Annotated in this window: 15 protein-coding genes; 13 read left to right on the plus strand and 2 right to left on the minus strand. The window is 73.8% G+C overall.

The window, feature by feature from the left end; all coding sequences use genetic code 11:
• The first annotated feature begins 121 nt into the window (after positions 1-121).
• From IEY20_RS05070 to IEY20_RS05080, 3 genes are all read left to right on the plus strand, one after another.
• On the plus strand, positions 122-967 hold the full coding sequence (locus IEY20_RS05070) for a hypothetical protein (RefSeq protein ID WP_175328303.1): 846 nt from the start codon (positions 122-124) through the stop codon (positions 965-967).
• On the plus strand, positions 964-1,434 hold the full coding sequence (locus tag IEY20_RS05075; RefSeq protein ID WP_175328304.1) for a SprT-like domain-containing protein: 471 nt from the start codon (positions 964-966) through the stop codon (positions 1,432-1,434). Before IEY20_RS05070 ends, IEY20_RS05075 begins: the two co-directional genes overlap by 4 nt.
• 62 nt (positions 1,435-1,496) lie before the next feature.
• On the plus strand, positions 1,497-2,192 hold the full coding sequence (locus tag IEY20_RS05080; RefSeq protein ID WP_022904471.1) for a CGNR zinc finger domain-containing protein: 696 nt from the start codon (positions 1,497-1,499) through the stop codon (positions 2,190-2,192).
• A gap of 88 nt (positions 2,193-2,280) precedes the next feature.
• Here IEY20_RS05080 and IEY20_RS05085 read toward each other — a convergent pair whose 3' ends face one another.
• Both IEY20_RS05085 and IEY20_RS05090 read right to left on the minus strand, forming a co-directional pair.
• On the minus strand, positions 2,281-3,105 hold the full coding sequence (locus IEY20_RS05085) for a hypothetical protein (RefSeq protein ID WP_188888946.1): 825 nt from the start codon (positions 3,103-3,105) through the stop codon (positions 2,281-2,283).
• Positions 3,095-3,442, minus strand: a complete 348-nt coding sequence (locus tag IEY20_RS05090) for a hypothetical protein (RefSeq protein ID WP_175328306.1) — start codon at positions 3,440-3,442, stop codon at positions 3,095-3,097. Before IEY20_RS05090 ends, IEY20_RS05085 begins: the two co-directional genes overlap by 11 nt.
• A 363-nt stretch (positions 3,443-3,805) precedes the next feature.
• Here IEY20_RS05090 and IEY20_RS05095 point away from each other — a divergent pair, with 363 nt between their 5' ends.
• The 10 genes from IEY20_RS05095 (at position 3,806) to IEY20_RS05140 (ending at position 16,831) form a co-directional block, all read left to right on the plus strand.
• A complete protein-coding gene (locus IEY20_RS05095) occupies positions 3,806-5,029 on the plus strand; it encodes an Ig-like domain-containing protein (RefSeq protein WP_175328307.1) in 1,224 nt (407 codons plus the stop codon).
• The gene (locus tag IEY20_RS05100; RefSeq protein WP_175328308.1) at positions 5,026-9,444 is read left to right on the plus strand and encodes a type VII secretion EssC family protein; all 4,419 of its coding nucleotides are present in this window, start codon (positions 5,026-5,028) and stop codon (positions 9,442-9,444) included. Before IEY20_RS05095 ends, IEY20_RS05100 begins: the two co-directional genes overlap by 4 nt.
• A 60-nt stretch (positions 9,445-9,504) precedes the next feature.
• On the plus strand, positions 9,505-10,065 hold the full coding sequence (locus IEY20_RS05105) for an FHA domain-containing protein (RefSeq protein WP_022903349.1): 561 nt from the start codon (positions 9,505-9,507) through the stop codon (positions 10,063-10,065).
• Positions 10,066-10,081: 16 nt separating this feature from the next.
• Positions 10,082-10,882 (plus strand): hypothetical protein, encoded by an 801-nt coding sequence (locus IEY20_RS05110; RefSeq protein WP_022903348.1) that lies wholly within the window; start codon positions 10,082-10,084, stop codon positions 10,880-10,882.
• Positions 10,883-10,955: 73 nt separating this feature from the next.
• Positions 10,956-11,729 carry a hypothetical protein gene (locus tag IEY20_RS05115; protein ID WP_022903347.1) on the plus strand — a complete coding sequence of 258 codons (774 nt, stop codon included), beginning with the start codon at positions 10,956-10,958 and terminating at the stop codon, positions 11,727-11,729.
• Position 11,730: 1 nt separating this feature from the next.
• A complete protein-coding gene (locus IEY20_RS05120) occupies positions 11,731-12,060 on the plus strand; it encodes a hypothetical protein (protein ID WP_022903346.1) in 330 nt (109 codons plus the stop codon).
• Between the two features lie 129 nt (positions 12,061-12,189).
• On the plus strand, positions 12,190-12,480 hold the full coding sequence (locus tag IEY20_RS05125; protein ID WP_022903345.1) for a WXG100 family type VII secretion target: 291 nt from the start codon (positions 12,190-12,192) through the stop codon (positions 12,478-12,480).
• Between the two features lie 101 nt (positions 12,481-12,581).
• Positions 12,582-13,073, plus strand: a complete 492-nt coding sequence (locus tag IEY20_RS05130; RefSeq protein WP_022903344.1) for a WXG100 family type VII secretion target — start codon at positions 12,582-12,584, stop codon at positions 13,071-13,073.
• Positions 13,066-13,374 carry a hypothetical protein gene (locus tag IEY20_RS05135; protein WP_022903343.1) on the plus strand — a complete coding sequence of 103 codons (309 nt, stop codon included), beginning with the start codon at positions 13,066-13,068 and terminating at the stop codon, positions 13,372-13,374. The genes IEY20_RS05130 and IEY20_RS05135 overlap by 8 nt, the downstream gene beginning before the upstream one ends.
• A gap of 31 nt (positions 13,375-13,405) precedes the next feature.
• The gene (locus tag IEY20_RS05140; RefSeq protein ID WP_175328310.1) at positions 13,406-16,831 is read left to right on the plus strand and encodes a hypothetical protein; all 3,426 of its coding nucleotides are present in this window, start codon (positions 13,406-13,408) and stop codon (positions 16,829-16,831) included.
• Positions 16,832-16,834: the final 3 nt, after the last annotated feature.

Below are 16,834 nucleotides of genomic sequence, written 5' to 3' on the forward strand. Positions count from 1 at the left end.
TCGAGGCGCCTCCTTTCGACGGCCCGTCGTGCTCCGGCACGGCGGGCCGTCCTGCGGGTACGTGCCCCCCCGTGCGCGTGGCACCGCCCGCTCTCGGCAGGGCGCGGTTACCCTCGAACCGATGTCCCTCCCGCCCGAAGACCGCCAGCCGCACGACCGGACCGACCGCGCCCGTGACGGCCGTCACGTCGCGCCCGTGACCGCCGGCGTCAGCCCGGGCTCGACGTTCGCGCCGATCAGCCTCCGACCCGCCGTCGACGCCGAGGCCGTGCAGCAGCGCCTCCGTGACCTCGGGCAGAGCCGGAGCACCGAGGCCCTCGCCGAGCGTGCCGAGCTCCTCCGCCTGCTCGGTCGGCTCGACGAGTCCCTCGTGGTCGCGGAGGAGGTGTTCCGCCTGACGATGTTCACCGGCGAGCGCCAGGACAAGGTCGCCGCACGCATCCGTCGCGCCCACGTGCTGCACGACCTCGGACGGCACGAGCGCGCCGCCACCGAGGCCGCGCTCGCCCGCGACACCGCCCGCACCGAGGAGTGGCCGGAGCTCGAGGGCGCCGCCGCCGAGCTCGAGGGCTGGTCGCTGTTCGAGAGCGGTCGCTACGAGGAGGCCCGTTCGGCACTGTCCCGGGCGTACCAGGCCTTCCGCCAGGCCGGCGCCCCCTCGGAGCGCACCGACGCGCTCCGCACCGCGGTCGAGGCCGCGATGCGCGCGTCCATCTCGACGGCCGACGCGCAGCCCGAGAAGCCGCGGACGGCCCGTGACGTCGCCGCCCGCCAGGCGGAGGACGACGTCGAGGCGGCACCACGGGCCTCCCGGCCGGAACCGTCGGTGGCGGACACCGAGCCGCCGGTCCGACGCCGCGTGCTCGGCGCCCCGGACGCGGCTCGCACCGAGGCCGACGACATCTGGGGCCGGATCGCGGCCCGCGCCGCGCGGAAGGGCCAGGCAGACCCGCGTCCCGAGCGATGACGGGGCGGCTCGACGAGGTCCGCGACCGTGCCGCCGTCCTGATGGCGCAGCACCTCGATGCCTCGTGGTCGTTCGCCTTCGACCACGCCAAGACCCGCGCGGGGCAGTGCGACTTCACGAAGCGGCGCATCACGGTGAGCCGCCACCTCGCCGCACGGTTCTCAGACGACGACGCGGACCAGGTGCTGCTCCACGAGATCGCGCACGCGTTGGCGGGTGCCCGCGCGGCGCACGGTCCCACCTGGCGGCGGACGGCGGCCGCGATCGGCTACACGGGCTCACGGCTGTACGACGGCCCGGTCGCCGCCGAACTCGCGCCCTGGGTGGGTGCGTGCCCCGCCGGGCACGAGCACGTGCGCTACCGCACGCCGACGCGGCCACTGGCCTGCGCGAAGTGCTCCCGGCGCTTCGACGCCCGCAACGTGATCACCTGGCAGCGGCGGACGGCGACGCCCGCGGGCCGCTGAACCGTCCTCCGACGACCGGAGCACCCGCTGGTGCCGCGGTCGTAACCCGTTAGCCTGGGCGGATGCACACGGGGCAGCACATCCGCACGGACGCCGGATCCTCCTGGTTCTTCGACGCCGGCCGGATCGCCCTCGACTTCGCGCACACCGGCGGGTTCGCCGACGACCCCGACGGCCACCGATCCCGGGCCCAGCTCGGTGAGCTCCTCGCGACGCCGGCCGACCTCGACGAGTGGCTGAGCGACCACACCGAGCCGATCGACGTCGGCGCGACGTCGAGGGAGCTGCAGGACGCCCGGGCGCTCCGGGCGGCCATCGCCCGGCTCGCCGTCGCCGCCGCCCCGGCCCCCGCGACGACGCCCGCCGAACGGACCGCGGTCGCCGCGGGCCTCCGCGCCGGGACCGGTCGGACCCGTCCGGCGCCGGACGACATCGACACCGTCAACCTCTTCGCCGCGCTGCCGGACGTGCCGCCGAGCCTGCCCGGCGGTCGTCGTCGGGCCGGGGCGAACCGCGTGCGGCTGGCGCAGGCGCTGTCCAGCGTGGCGCGGGACGCCGTGGCCCTGTTCACCGAGGTCGGGTTCGACGACGCCGAGGCCGACGGACGGCCGACGCGCCTGAGCCGCTGCTCGGCCGCCGACTGCGGGCTCGTGTTCTACGACTCGTCGCGTGGCGGCACCCGCCGGTGGTGCTCGATGCAGCGCTGCGGGAACCGGGCGAAGGTGCGGGCGCACCGGGCACGGCGCGCCGGGGCCTGAGCACGTGCAGGGCGTTCTGCGCACCCGCACGACGGGTGGGCAGCACGACGGAGCCGACGCCGTCGGCCGCGCCGCCCGGCCGCCGGTCTCAGCAGTCGTCGACGACGTCGTCCGGGTCCGCGAGCTCGAGGTCCGCACCCCACGACGAGAAGGACAGTGACACCGTCCCCGTGCCGTCGGCAGCCCGGAGCGAGTACGGCAGCGGCTGCCCCACCGCCGACACCTCGAGCGACCCGACCGGGGACGACCCGCTCGCGACGACGACCTGCGCCCGCGCGGCCTTCCCCGATCCGGTCACGGCCCCGGGGTGGAGCGTGACGTCCGCGTCGGCGCCGAGCAGTGCCTGGAGCAGGTCCTCCGGGGTGGTGAACGGCGCGAAGGTCCGGAGCGCGGACGAGCCCGCGGCGACGCACACCCGGCCGGTCGTGGCGTCGTCGAGGCCGGTCCGCTCGGCGAAGGCCCGGTTGCCGCGGACCCAGACCTCGTCGCCCCGTCGGCGGGCATCGAGCGTGACGTCGCCGACGGTGAGCCGGAGCGAGGAGTCGTCCGGCACGCCGCGGTAGGCGAACCGGATCGTCCGACCGGGCACGGTGTCGCCGCTGCCCTCCCGGGCCGCCGTACCGTTGCCTGCTGCAGGATCCGGGACGAGCTCGGTGACGGTCCCGGTCGCGACGACGGACCGGGACCGCACGGCGCGGAGGACGTCCCGCAGGGCGGTGGGCCCGTCGACCGTCTCGATGCCGTTGCGGCTGCCGTCGACGGGTGCCTGCCCGCCGAACCCGGTGGCGGTCGGGGTGACCGCGACGTCCGCGGGGTCGGCGCCGGAGCAGCCGGTCAGGGCGAGGGCCGCGGCGAGCGCGGTGGCCGCGACGGACCCGGCCCGGACGCGCGGGCGCCCCGGCTCAGCCCGCATCGCCGAGGCAGACCTGGTCCGCGCCCTGGGCCGACCGGGTGCCGGCGTCGGTGGGGACGGCCTTGCCCTGGTTCGCCGCGGTGGCCCGCACGACGAAGCAGGAGTCGGCGTCGTACAGGCCGCCCGACGCCGGCAGCCAGACCTCGGTGCCGCGGGCCTGCCCGGTGACGTCGACGGGCTTCGTGCCGGGTTCGACGACGTACACCGACCAGGCGACGTCCGGCCCGCTCCAGGACACGTGGACGTTGCCGGACCCCTGCTCCACGGCGAGGTCCCGCACCGCCGGCGGTCCCTCCGCGGTGACGGCGTGCACGATCATCACGACGGCCACCACCACGGCGACGAACGCCAGGGCCGCGGAGACGATGAACGCCGGGGTGCTTCCAGAGCGGCCGGCGGGTGGTCTCGGTGCGCTCGAGCTCGGGCAGGACCCCGATGTCGGACCCCATCGCGCGCTTCGGCGCCGTCGCGGGGACGCCCCACTGCTCGTAGAGGGCGGGCTGCCCAGGGTCCCAGCCGAGTCGGGCTCCGGAGCCGCGGTCGCCGTGGTGTTCCGGCGCGGGCGCCGACGGCACGGCGGGGACGGACGGGACGTCGGGGACCCGCGGGGCGCCGGGGCCGTCCGACACGGCGGGACGCGACGACGTCGTGCTCATGCGGCGATCCTCCCCGTGGACGGTGCGCCGCCTATCATAAGGGCGTGTTCCGGGGGCAGCAGGAAGCAGGCGGTCGGGGGCGGCTCCGCGTCGTGGCCGGCTCGGCGCTGCTGCTCGCCCTGGCGCTGGTGGTCCCGCAGGCACTGCCGGGAGGCACGGCCGCCCCCGCCGTCGCGGCCTCCGTCCGGCAGGCGGCCGGCTCCGGCACGACGACCGGGCAGACGGGCGGGTCCGGAGCGGGTGGGCAGACGGGGTCCGACCCCGTGCGCATCGCCGTGCCGTACGTCGGCACGGCCGAGGTCCCGCTCGGGGACGGCTGGGCGATCGTCGACTGCGGGCGTGTGAACGTCCCCACGGGCGTCGGCGCCACGTGCACCAGCGACTCGCTGACCCTCACGTCGAAGGGCTACCGGCCCGACTTCGGGACGGTGGCGATGACCGTCCCCGAGCGGAACGGGTCGCTCGACCTCGACGTCACCCACCTCGTCTCGCTCGCGCCCCCGACGCCGCCCACGGTCGCCGAGCAGACGTACGACTACCCCTTCGAGGAGGGCACGACCGCCTCGGTCCCGTACAGCGACCTCGGCGTCCGGTGCGACGGGTGCGCCGCCGGACCGCGGACGCGGGTCGTGTCCGCGAAACCTGCCGGGGTCGTCGCCACCGTGACGAGCACGGGACTGGTCGTCCGGCCGCCGGCGTCGTGGACCGGGACCACGTCGGTCCGGCTCCGGGTCACCGACGACCAGGGGCAGCGCAGCTCGGCGACCGTCCGGGTCGTGTTCGTCGCGGCGGGCACGAGCGACCCCCTCGCCCAGGACACCGTGCGACGGCTCGGCCGGGACGGCGTGCTCCGCATCGACCTGGCTGACCTGGCCACCGCCCGGGAGGGCCGCGTCCGGTTCTCCGACTGCGGGTCCGCGGTCGCCGGCACCGTCGTGTGCACGGATGCGGGCGTCGCGACCTACCGTCCCTCGGGTTCGATGACCCGTGCGGACCAGTTCTCGTTCCACGTCCGCACCGACTCGGGCGACCAGGCCACCGGCACCGTGACCGTGCTGCCCCGCTCGGGGAGCCGCACGGCGGCGACCGCGACCGAGACCGGCGTCCGCTACCCGGCCACGGGCCTCCAGACCGGGCTCGGCACCCCCAGCGCGCACAGCGTCGTCGCGACGCTGCCGTCCGAGGACGACGCCGCGGCCACCGACCGCGCCGGTCTCCTCACATCCCTCCTCCCCGCACTCGACCGCATCACGGAAGGCAGCCGATGACGCTCCGCCTGAGCCTGCAGGACCCGACCAGACGGAGCGCCGACGCGACCTTCGTCGTCGACGCGACCGACGTGACGAGCGTCGCCGAGGTCGCCGCCGGGCTCGGGGTGGACGCCGCCGCGATCGCCCCCGGCGCCGACCCGGGCGCGGCGCTCGCCGAGGTCGGCATCCTCAACGGCTCGACGCTGCCGGTGCGGGCGCCGAGCGACCTCCCGCCGGGGAGGCCACGCCTCGAGGTCGTCGGCGGGCCGTTCTCCGGGGAGACCGTGCCGCTGCCCCTGGACGGTCCGCTGCGGATCGGGAGCTCGGGCGCGATGGAACTCTGCGTGGCCGACCCCTGGCTCCGTCCGCACCACGCGACGATCTCGCTCGACCACGGCGACCCGGCCGCCACACCGTCCGGAGCCGTCCCCGTCGGCGCGGGCCCCCTGCGCGCCGTGCTCACCGTCATCGACGACGCCTCCGGGGTCGCCGTCAACGGTCGTGACGTCACCGGCAGCACGGACATCGTCCCCGCGGACGTCGTGCAGATCGGCAGCTCGGTGTTCCGGATCGGCATCGAGCCGTACCCGGACGCGGACCTGGCGCAGGACGAGGTCGGCATGCGGGGGTTCAACCGGACCTCGCGGATCATGCCCCCGGCGACGCCGCCGACCGTGGTGCTCCCCGGCGACCAGCCCGACGACGTCGACAAGACCCCCATGCCCTGGCTGTCCGCCGTGATCCCGGTGGTGCTCGGCGTCACGATGGCGATCGTCTTCGCCCGCCCGATCATGCTCATGATGGCCGCCGCCTCGCCGGTGATGGTCGTCGGGACCTTCCTCACGCAGCGGTCCCGCGCGAAGAAGAAGGGCATCAAGACCTTCGAGGAGTGGCGGCAGGACATCGCCGACACCCGCGTCCGGATCGCCGGGCTCGTCAAGGAGCAGCGGCTCGACTCCTGGTACCGCAGCGTCGACCCCGTGGTGGTGCGCGACATCGCCACGCGGCCGCTCGCCCGGCTGTGGGAGCGACGGAAGCGGGACGCCGACGCGCTGCACGTCCGGGTCGGGGTGGCCGAGGTGCCGCTCGCCGCGAACTTCCAGGGCGGCTCGTCCCGCCACACCGGCGCCCACCACGTCGGGGTCGCGCCGGCCCCCGTCTCGGTCGACCTCGGTGCCGGTGTGGTCGGGGTCGCCGGTCCCGCCGACGTGACCCGCGCGCTCGTCCGCTCGATGCTCGCGGCGGTCGCGGCGCTGCGCTCCCCGCGCGACACCCGGATCGTCGTGGTGTGCGGCGACGACGCGGCGCCGGAGTGGGCGTGGACGCAGTGGCTGCCCCAGACGCAACAGGCCGAGGACGGCGCGCTCGCGCTGATCGGCAACACCGACGACTCCCGGCGTGAGCGCCTCCGCGACCTCGCCGCACTCGTGCAGGTGCGCAGCCGCGCTGGTTCCGCGGTGAGCGCCGGCGACTTCGACACCGACGTCGTGGTGGTCGTCGACGGCGCCCGCGACTACCGCACGCTCCCCGGGATGGTCCAGGTGCTCGAGCAGGGCGCGCGGGTCGGCGTCCACGTCGTCGCCCTCGACACGGACCGGGCCCGGTTGCCCGAGGAGTCGCGCACCGTGATCGCCGTCGACCACGACGACCGCTCGCTCGCACGGCTCGAGTCGGACGCCGCGTACCACGCGTCCGTGCTGCTCGACGGGCTCTCCGTGCCGACCGCCGAGCGCATCGCCCGCAGCCTCTGCTCCATCCGCCACGTCTCGGGCGTCGGCGACGAGGGCATGCTGCCGACGAGCGTCCGGTACGTCGACCTCCTCGGCGTCGACCTCGACGACCCCGCGCCGATCGTCGCCCGCTGGCAGCGCGCACCGCGTCGGACGCACGTCGTGGTCGGCGCGAGCGCGGACGGGGAGTTCGCGATCGACATCGCCGCGGACGGCCCACACGCCCTCGTCGCCGGCACCACGGGTTCCGGCAAGTCCGAGTTCCTGCAGGCGCTCGTGGTGTCGCTCGCCATGGCCAACCGGCCGGACGCGCTCAACTTCGTCCTCGTCGACTACAAGGGCGCGTCGGCGTTCGCGGACTGTTCGCGCCTGCCGCACACGGTCGGCATGGTGACGAACCTCGACGCCCGCGAGACCGAGCGCGCCCTCACCTCGCTCGACGCCGAGCTGAAGCGCCGGGAGACCGCACTCCGCGTCCCGGAGCTGAACGTGAAGGACGTCGACGCCGCCTGGGCGAAGGACCCCGACGCCGCCGCGCGGAACGGGCTCGCGCGACTGATGATCGTGATCGACGAGTTCGCCGAGCTGAAGACCGAGCACCCGGACTTCATCGACGGCCTCGTCCGCATCGCCCGCGTCGGCCGGTCCCTCGGCGTGCACCTCGTGCTCGCGACGCAGCGGCCGAGCGGCGTCATCACGCCCGAGATGCAGTCGAACATCAACCTCCGCGTCGCGCTCCGCGTCACCGACCGCGCCGACTCCACGGACGTGCTCGGTTCCCCCGAAGCCGCGCTCATCAGCCAGTCGACGCCCGGTCGCGGGTTCGTCCGGGCCGGGCTCGGTGCGCTGCCGAGCGGGTTCCAGACCGCGCGCGTCGCCGGCATCCGACAGGGCGTGCAGCGGGTCCAGCGGCAGCTGCCGAAGGTCGCCGCGGTCGACTGGGAGGGCCTGGCCTACCCGCCGCGGTTCCCGGTGAAGCGGCACGCGGCGGCTCCGGTCGACCACGACGACACCGACCTCCGGGCACTCGTCGACGTCGTCACCCGCGCCACCGAGGCGATGGGCATCCCGAAGAACGCCTCACCGTGGCTGATGCCGCTCCCCGCGCTGCTCCCGCTGACGCAGGTGGCCGGCGGCACCGGGGCGCCGACGACGATCACGCTCGGCATCGAGGACGTGCCGGGGCAGCAGACCCAGCGGCCGCTCGTGTGGGACCTCGAGGCCGGCACGCACCTGCTGTTCCTCGGCGCGGCCCTCTCCGGTCGCACCACCGCGCTCCGCACCGTGCTCGCGCAGGCCGTGGAGCGCATGAGCCCCGCCGACCTGCACCTCTACGTCATCGACCACGGCAACGGCGGGCTCCTGCCGCTCGCGCAGGCACCGCACACCGGCGCGGTCGTCACGCCGCTCGAGCCCTCCCGGCTGCCGCGGCTCATGGACCGCCTCGTCGCCGAGCTCGCACGCCGCCAGGCCGTGCTGTCCCAGGCCGCCGTCGGCACCATCGTCGAGCAGCGTCGTACGGCAGCGTCCGACGCCGACCGGTTGCCGTACATCGTCGTCGGGGTCGACGGCTGGGACCGTGCCACGAGCTCGATGCAGCCCGAGGACCTCCTGCCGATCCGCGACCAGATGACCCGGGCCCTCCGCGAGGGCCCCGCGGCCGGTATCCGCGTCGCCGTCACCGGCGACCGGACCGTCTCGTCCGACAAGATCGCCGGGTTCATCAGCGAGCAGTACGTGCTGCCGATGCGCGACACGAACGACTACCGGAGCGCCGGGGTCATGGTCCGCGAGCTCCCCGAGAGCGTCCCCGCCGGCCGGGTGTTCTTCGGGCCGACCGTCCGCGAGGCCCAGCTCGCCGTCCTCGGGCAGGACGCCTCCGCCGAGGCGCAGACCGCCGCCCTCCGCGGCACGGTCGAGACCGCACGCGTCCGCTGGACGGAGCAGACCGACAGCACGGACGCCACGGACGCCGCGGACACCACCGACGCCCGAGGCACCGCCGGTCCCCGCCCGTTCCGCGTCGACGCGCTCCCACCCCGCATCTCCCTCGCCGACTCGCAGGACCTCCCGGTCGCGGCCCGCTCGAACCCGACCGGGCCGACGATCGGCGTCGGCGGCGACGAACTCGCCCGGATCACCCTCGACTGGCCGGCGGCCGGCGGGTTCCAGGTCGTCGGCGAGCGCGGCACCGGGCGCTCCACCGTGCTCACCGCGATCGCGCACCAGCTCGTCTGGACCGGCGCACCCGTCATCGCCGTCGCCACGAAGGACTCGGTGTTCACGGCCTGGGCACGCGAGGTCGGCGTGCCGCTCCTCGCCGACCCGATGGGCTTCATGGACCTCGCCCCGGCGCTCGGCCGGTACGACGACCCCTCCGGACCCGTCACCGTGCTCGTCGACGACGCGGAGCTCGTGGCGAACACCCCGCTCGAGAACTCCCTCATGGGCGAGAAGGCGCGGTTCGTGTTCGTCGTCGCGACCAACCCGGACGCCGCCGCGAAGACCTTCTCCGGGCCGTACGGCGAGGTCCGGCGCACCCAGGAGGGCCTGCTGCTCTCCCCGACGAGCGCCCTGATGGGCACGCAGCTCTTCGGCCAGAAGGTGCCGAAGTGGATGGTCGGCCGCCAGCCCGCCGGCGGCGGCGCGCTGCACCGTCGCGGCGAGTGGACGCAGGTGCAGGTGCCCGACCCGGCCGCCTGACGGACGGTGGCCGGGAGCACGCGGTGATCCGGGCCTCCCGGGCCACGTAGGGTGGTCCGCATGGCTGCACGCTGCTCGTACTGCGGGGCCGAGCTGCGCCCGAACAGCATGTTCTGCCTGGCCTGCGGCCAGCTCGCCACGGGTGGTCGGCGCTCGACGCCGGTCGCCGTCGGCGACACCGCGGACGTCCCGCCGCAGCCCTCCGCGTCGGTCCCGCCACCGCCCGCCCGTCCCGGCCCCGCTCCCGCGACCGGCCTGGAGGCACGGCGCGCGCCCATCACGCCGGCCCCGTCCGGCGCCCTCCCGCAGCTGGTCTTCACCACCGGGCAGACGCTCCTCGTCGAGGAGGGCACGGTCCTGGTCGGCCGTCGTCCCGACGAGATCGCGGCCCGCGAGGGTGCCCGTGCCTTCGCGGTCGACGACCCGGACCGGTCGATGTCGCGCGTGCACGCGGCGCTGCAGTTCGGGCCCGACGGGCTGCGCGTCGTGGACCGGGGGTCCGGGAACGGCACCGTGCTCCGCCGTGGTGACCGGGAGGACCGGTGCCCGGAGGGGCTCGCCGTCGAGCTCGTGCCGGGGGACGAGCTGTGGTTCGGGTCGGTGGGGGCGCGGGTGCGGTGACGGGGTCGGTGGGATCGTGATTCTGGACGACGCGACGCGGGACAGCTGGCGGGCCTTCTTCGCGCAGGACGGACGCTTCGAGGTCCGGTACGACGCCGAGCGCTTCCGTCGCATCGCGGCGAAGAACCTCCGCGACGGTGTGCTGCTGCTGGTCGTCGTCACGGCTGTCCTCGTCGCCGCCGTCGCCTGGGGCCGCACCGGACCGATCGTCCTCGCTGCGCTGCTCTTCGTCGTCGGTGCGATCCTCGGCATCGTGCTCCTCCGGCGTCGCCTCGCCCTGCTCCGTCCCGCGGGAGGCCAGCCGGGGCTGCTGCTCGGCGTGTCCAACATCGGGCTCCACACCCCGCTCGTGCCGCTCGTCGACTGGTCGGAGGTCCGTGCGGTGTTCGCGGTGGACGAGTCGGCGCGGACTGCTCGGCGTCTGGCACGGCCGGGTCTGGCGGGGACGGCTGCGCGGTGGGCTGCCGGGAACGGCGGGGCCACGCGCCACCTGTGGTTCCTGCTCGAGGACGCTCCCGCGCTGCGCTCGCGTGTCGTCGACCAGCGCTGGGTGCGGGGCTTCGAGACCTTCCCGAACGTGGACGGTCCCGCGTTCGCGCAGTACGTCCTCGACCTCGACACGGTCCTCTCGCCGCGCGACACGGACCGGATCACGGCAGCGGTCCTGGTCCAGGCACAGGCTCGCGGCATCCACGCGGTCGAGTCGTCCGGCGCTGCCGACTTCGCGGAGTACGCGAGCCTGCTCAGCGGCGTGGCCGTCGACGGGGTCGTGCCGGACCGGCCGACGAGCACCACCGGCAACCCGTTCAGGTCCTGACCAGCTCTGCCTCGCGCTCGTCCCCCGCATGTAGGCTGCTGCGCGGATTCCGACGACGAGGGGCTGCGATCCGATGAACGCGAACGAGCCGATGAACCCGGGCGTGCCGGACGGCGGGGCGCCGACCGGGCTCGACCCGGTGACCGTGAAGCCCGATCCGGCGCGTTGGGCGTCCGTGGTCCGGCGTGAGCGACTCACCCTGATCGGCACCGTGGTCGTCGTCGTCGCGCTCGAGGTCGTCACGAGCCTGCTCGGTCGGCTCGGGCCGATCATCATCGCGCACGGCGTCACGATCGTCGCAGCCTTCTACTTCTTCGCCGTCCTGCGGTTCCGGCGCAACCGCCTGGCGCAGACGCTGGGCGACCCGGACCGCGGCATCACCGTCTCCGACGCCGGGGTCGACGTCCCGCTGCTCGGGCTCGTGCGCTGGGACGAGATCCCCGCCGTGTACACCGTCTACGACCAGGCACGCGCCGACCGGTACGCGCAGTCCGGTGGGATCAAGGGCTTCGCCGAGCGGTGGACCCAGGCGGTCGGGTCGGCGAACCACTACCTCACGGTCGCGCTCCAGGACGGACCGGCGATGCGGCAGCGGGCACGGCCACAGCAGTTCCGTCGCTGGGTGAAGCTCTGGGCACGGAGCGGTGCGCCGGACTTCGGAGCGATCCAGATCATCGGGGACGTCTACTACTCGGACGCCGACGCGGACCGGCTGGACCGGGCGCTGCGGGCGCAGGCCACGCGGCGCGGGCTGCCGAACTCGCGATCGGCGACCATGCTCGACCAGGGGGAGTTCTTCCGGACCAACTCGGGGATCGCGGTCTTCGACGGCAAGACGGGGGTGTGAGGTGACCGACATTGCCGCCGTCGAGTTCTGCAGCCGCTACCGCGGCCCCGTGATGGAGGTCCTCACCGGCGCCGTCGGTGCCCAGGGTGCGGACGGGTTCCGGCCGGTCAGCGCGGCAGTCGAGCGGCTCCGGGCGATCACCGAGGACGCGCGGGCGCTCGCGCTCGACGAGGGCCTCGCACGCTGGGTGGCGGCGGCACCGGTGTTCTTCGCCGAGGTCGACCGGGCGCTCGACGCCCAGGACGCCCGAGCGCTCTGGGCCGCGGTCACGCACCCCGAGCACGGCGTCGACCTCCTCGGTCGGGCATGCGCCGGACAACCGGGTTGGTGACGAATACTTTCGTTGCAGGGTGCAGCATCGGTTATGCTGCTCCGGTCGGCCCCCGGACGGGGGTGGGCACTCATCGGGGGGTAGGTCGATGATCGACCCCAGGGACACGTGTGTTTCTTGGAGGGAACCATGGCGGACATCCGCGTCACTTCGGAGTCGCTCTCGGGCGTCTCGAACCAGCTGCAGTCCGGCTCGCAGTCCATCGAGTCGCAGCTGCAGAACCTCAAGTCGCTCGTCGACGGCCTCGTCGGGGGCGACTGGTCGGGCGCCGCGTCGTCGTCCTTCCAGGACCTCTACCAGCAGTGGGACCAGTCGGCCGTGCAGCTGAAGGAGTCGCTCGCCGGCATCAGCCAGCTGCTCTCGCGCGCGGCCCTCTCGTACGAGGAGTCGGAGAACTCGATCTCGGGCACGTTCCGCTGATCTGGACCGGGCAGCCCCGCCGAGGGCTGCCCGGACCAGTCCGCTCCAGCCGCTGACCGGCTCACCACCGGTCGCTCGACGGCCGATCCACGGGGGAGACCATGGCGCAGTACCGAGTCCGCACCGAGACGCTCGGGCAAGTGGCACAGACGTTGCAGTCCGTCGTCACCACGTTCGAGTCACAGGTGGGGTCGACGAACTCGCACGTGCAGAGCGTCGTCGACGTGCTCTGGAAGGGCGAGGACGCTGCGACGTTCCAGAAGTCGTGGACCGACTTCCAGGCCGGCTCCGCGGCGCTCGCAGCGACGCTCCGCGACCTCGCCGAGCGGCTCCGGCAGGCCGGTGTCTCCTACGAGCTCAACGAGACCGGCCTCTCCGGCAACTTCCTCGAGAACGAGCAGGTCGTCCCGGTCCGCCGCATCGAGGGGACCGAGGGCGCCGCGAGCACGCCGGACGCGCAGGATGGCGGCAACGTCGTCGTCACGAGCGGGGTGACGGCGGGCAACGGCAACGCCGACGAATCCGGACGGAACCGCCGCATCGCCACGATGGACGCCACCGCGACGCTGCAGGAAGGGACGGCCGATGAGTGAGCAGCAGGCCGACATCGCCACCCTCACCCAGCTGGTGCAGTCCATGACCCAGCTGCACGAGTACTGCCTCCTGCTCCAGCAGGGTGCGCAGTCCTTCGCGGCCGTGCTCCCGGCCGAGTGGCAGGGCGCGGCGATGGCGTCGTTCCAGGCCACGTTCCAGCAGTGGTCGGCCCAGGCGACGACGCTCGCGGAGGCAGCCGACGGCCTGACGAAGCACTCGCAGCTCGTGCTCCAGGCGTACCAGCAGACCATCGACGCGCTCAACACGGCCTGGACCGACTTCAGCGCGCAGCTCGCATGACCCGCGGCGACGGACGAGGGGACCCCACCGCATGACCGACGTACGGCTCGACGCCTTCGGCATCGCCCGCGACGGCAACGACATGGCGACCGCCTCGCACGACCTCGCGACGGCGTGGACATCGCTCCAGAGCGTGCTCTCCGGGTCCGGCGGGATGGCCGGTCCGGATGAGGCGTCGAAGGAGTGGATCGACTCCTACGACAGCATCGCGAAGCAGGCCGGCGAGGCGAGCGAGGGCGTCGCCACGGCACTCGCAGCGTTCGACTCGATCATGGGCGCGACCGGCCAGGCCTACAAGCGTGCCGAGCTCGCCGGTGCCCTGCAGGACAGCGACGGTGGCATCTCGGTCCCGACGCACGAGGTCAGCCTCGACACCTCCGTCCCGACCGCGATGGGCGAGGGGTGGCCCGGCGCGCTCGGCGAGTTCCAGGGCTGGGTCGAGGAGGCCCTCGCCTCGATGGGTCTCCACCTCCCGCTCGCCGACACCGACAAGATGGGCACGGCCGTCAGCGCCTGGCGGGCCTACGACGACCAGCTCCAGTCGATCACGAGCAGCGTCGCCGCATCGCTCGCCGTCGCGAGTTCGTCGGACATCCCGCAGTGGGCGTCGATGTCCTCCGCACGCTCGTCCGTCGTGACGACGCTCGGCCAGATGTCCACCGCGGCCGGTGCCGCCGTGGAGGCGCTCGACGCGCTCATCGACCAGACCGTGTCCGCGCGCAACGAGATCATGGACATCGTCAAGGAGCTCGCCATCGCGGTGGGCGTCGAGGTCGGTGTCAGCATCGCGCTGAGCTTCTTCACCTTCGGCGCGTCCGCGGTGGTCGGAGCGGCGGCGACGTCGGCGACCGTGATGCGGTTCGTCGTCCGGATCGCCGAGGTCATCCAGCGACTCATCACCCTGTCGCGGATCCCGCGCGAGGCCATCGAGAACGGCGTCCGCCTGTTCCAGGCCGTCGGACGCGGGTCGAAGTTCGCGCGCATCGCCGGCGAGACCTTCAAGGGCATGGCGACCGGTGTGGTGTCGCAGGGCTTCAGCAACTTCCTCGTCGAGGGCAAGTCGTTCTCCGAGGGCTTGCAGGGCGCGCTGCTCGGCGGTGCCGTCGGTGGCACCATCGGTGGCGGTCTCGGACTGGTCGGGCGCACCGGCCGCGAGGCGGCTGCGACCAGGTCGACCTTCACCCACGTCGCGGTCTCGACGGGGCGCGGAGCCGTCACGGGAGCGGCCGGCGGTGTCGGTGGCGACTACGTGACCGCGAAGGTCAACGGTCAGGACTTCAACGTCATCCAGTCCCTCGTGTTCGGGACCGTGGGCGGTGCCGTGTTCGACGGAGGCCACGGTGCCGTCGAGGCGCACCACGCCCACGCCGGCGGTGGGTCGACCGGGACCGACCTGGACCTCGACAGCGGTGCTGCTTCCGAGCACGGCCCGGCGGATCTCGGTGTCGACACGGACACGCACGCCGGTGACGCGGGGGCGAGTGCAGCGGGCACCGCGCCCGCCACCCAGGTCGACGTCGTCACCCGACCGAGCACGCACGCAGCCGCTGCCGGTGACACCGCTCCGACGTCGCACAGCGGTGCGGCCGGGGGCGCGGCTCCGACGGAACACGCCGACGCGCCCGTGGTCAGCGGGGCCGGGACGCACAGCTCGACGACGACACACGCCGGAGAGCGGCCGAGTGTCGACGGGTCGCAGACGCCCGTCGTGACGGACACCGCTCACACAGGGGGCACGACGACGCACGCGGGCGGCGAGGACGTCGTGACGCACGTCGAGCACGTGGAGGCGGGGGCGAACGACGGCGGCGGCGACGGTTCTCACAGCCATGCTCCGGCGCACGGCGAGGGTGCGACGCACGCCGGTGCTCCGGCGACGCACGCGGACGGCAGGGTCCACGCCGACGCCCCGGCGGCGGACGCTCCTGCGACCCAGCCCGGAACCTCTGCTCCGCACGGAGCGGCACCGACCGGAGGTCCCGCACACTCCGATGCCGTGGACACGCGAACGGACGCACCGGCGACCCACGTCGACGCTTCTCCGCACGGCGACGCCATCCCCTCGGCCGGCACCTCCGACCACGCCGGCCCCCGCGGGGTGCAAGGCAACGCGGGTGTGCCGCAGGACGGGGGCGCTGCCACGTCGCCGCATCAGACCGGGACGACGCCCGACGCGACGACCGTCCGCTCCGACGTGGGCCACGTCCAGAGCCCGACCTCGGCGGACGTCCACGCTGCAGAGACGCACGTCGTCGGTTCGTCGCCAGGAGCCGACCAGGTTCGCGCTCCGGGACCGGATGGGCCCCTCCCATCGCACGACGCAGCAGCGCCCGCCGCCCTGTCGTCGGAAGCGGAGCGCACCGCTCCTGCAGACCGCGATGCGTCAGCGCCCGTAGAGCACGTGACGCATGAGCACGCGGCTGCAGCCGGAACGGCCGTGGCTGGGACTGCCCTGTCGTCACACCCCGGCATCCTCCGCACGGACTCGAGTGCCGTACGTTTCGAAAACCCGTCTGCGTCAGCGGGGACACTCGGACACCACGGCGGGACCGGGAACGGCAGCGCTACAGGGGGCAGCGGACGACGCCCCCTCCAGGTCGAGTTCTCGGAGGAAGCGGTTGCCCACGACGCTGCTGCCTACCGATCGGAGCTGGACGCCCGGCTGCACGACCACGGCTTGTCACGACGCGAGTTCCGACGTCTGGTGAGCAAGCCGATACACCGACTGAGCGCGGACGAGATGGACACGCTCATCGACATCCGAGACGGGCTCGACCCGATCCGATCCGGCGACGTCATCCAGAAGGTGATGCCCCTCAAGCAGGCGATCGACATGGTGTCGGACATCACGAACGGTGACGTCGGGTACTACGCGCAGAAGGGCGTCCCCGGCTTCATCGCGAAGTTCGCGCATCTCACCGCGATCTCGAACCACGGCCCCATCACGCCCCTGCGGGTGTTCCAGAAGCTCGGACTCGGGTACAACACGACCGCGTTCCCGTCGCCCAGCACCAACCCGATCCATGGTGTCCGGATGCGAACGGAACCCGGCTTCGACGGTAGCGGCACGCCCACTTCGGACGTGTACGACCGGATGCTCCCGCTGCGCACGATCCGCGGCTGGATGCAGGACGGGACCATCGACGAGCACCAGTGGAACGCGATGTCGATCCCCGAGCGCCGCGATCGACTCCAGCACCTCGTCGACCGTGTCGCCGACACCGACCTCCGGATCAAGCTCGGCGCCGCGCTCGAGAGGAACTCGTCGCGAACGTTCACCTCGTTCGACCCGTTCCGCGGCAACGGGTGGGCGGGCCACTACGAGCACTACACGCCCGAGGTCGAACTCCGTCAGAACACCCCGTTGACGCCCGGCGCGGAGCTGTGGCGGTACAACGTCGACGGAACGCAGGAGATCCTGGCGAAGTGGGACGGCGTCCGATGGCACATGATCTGAGCC

This window comes from Curtobacterium luteum (genome assembly GCF_014646995.1).
GTDB classification, from domain to species: domain Bacteria; phylum Actinomycetota; class Actinomycetes; order Actinomycetales; family Microbacteriaceae; genus Curtobacterium; species Curtobacterium luteum.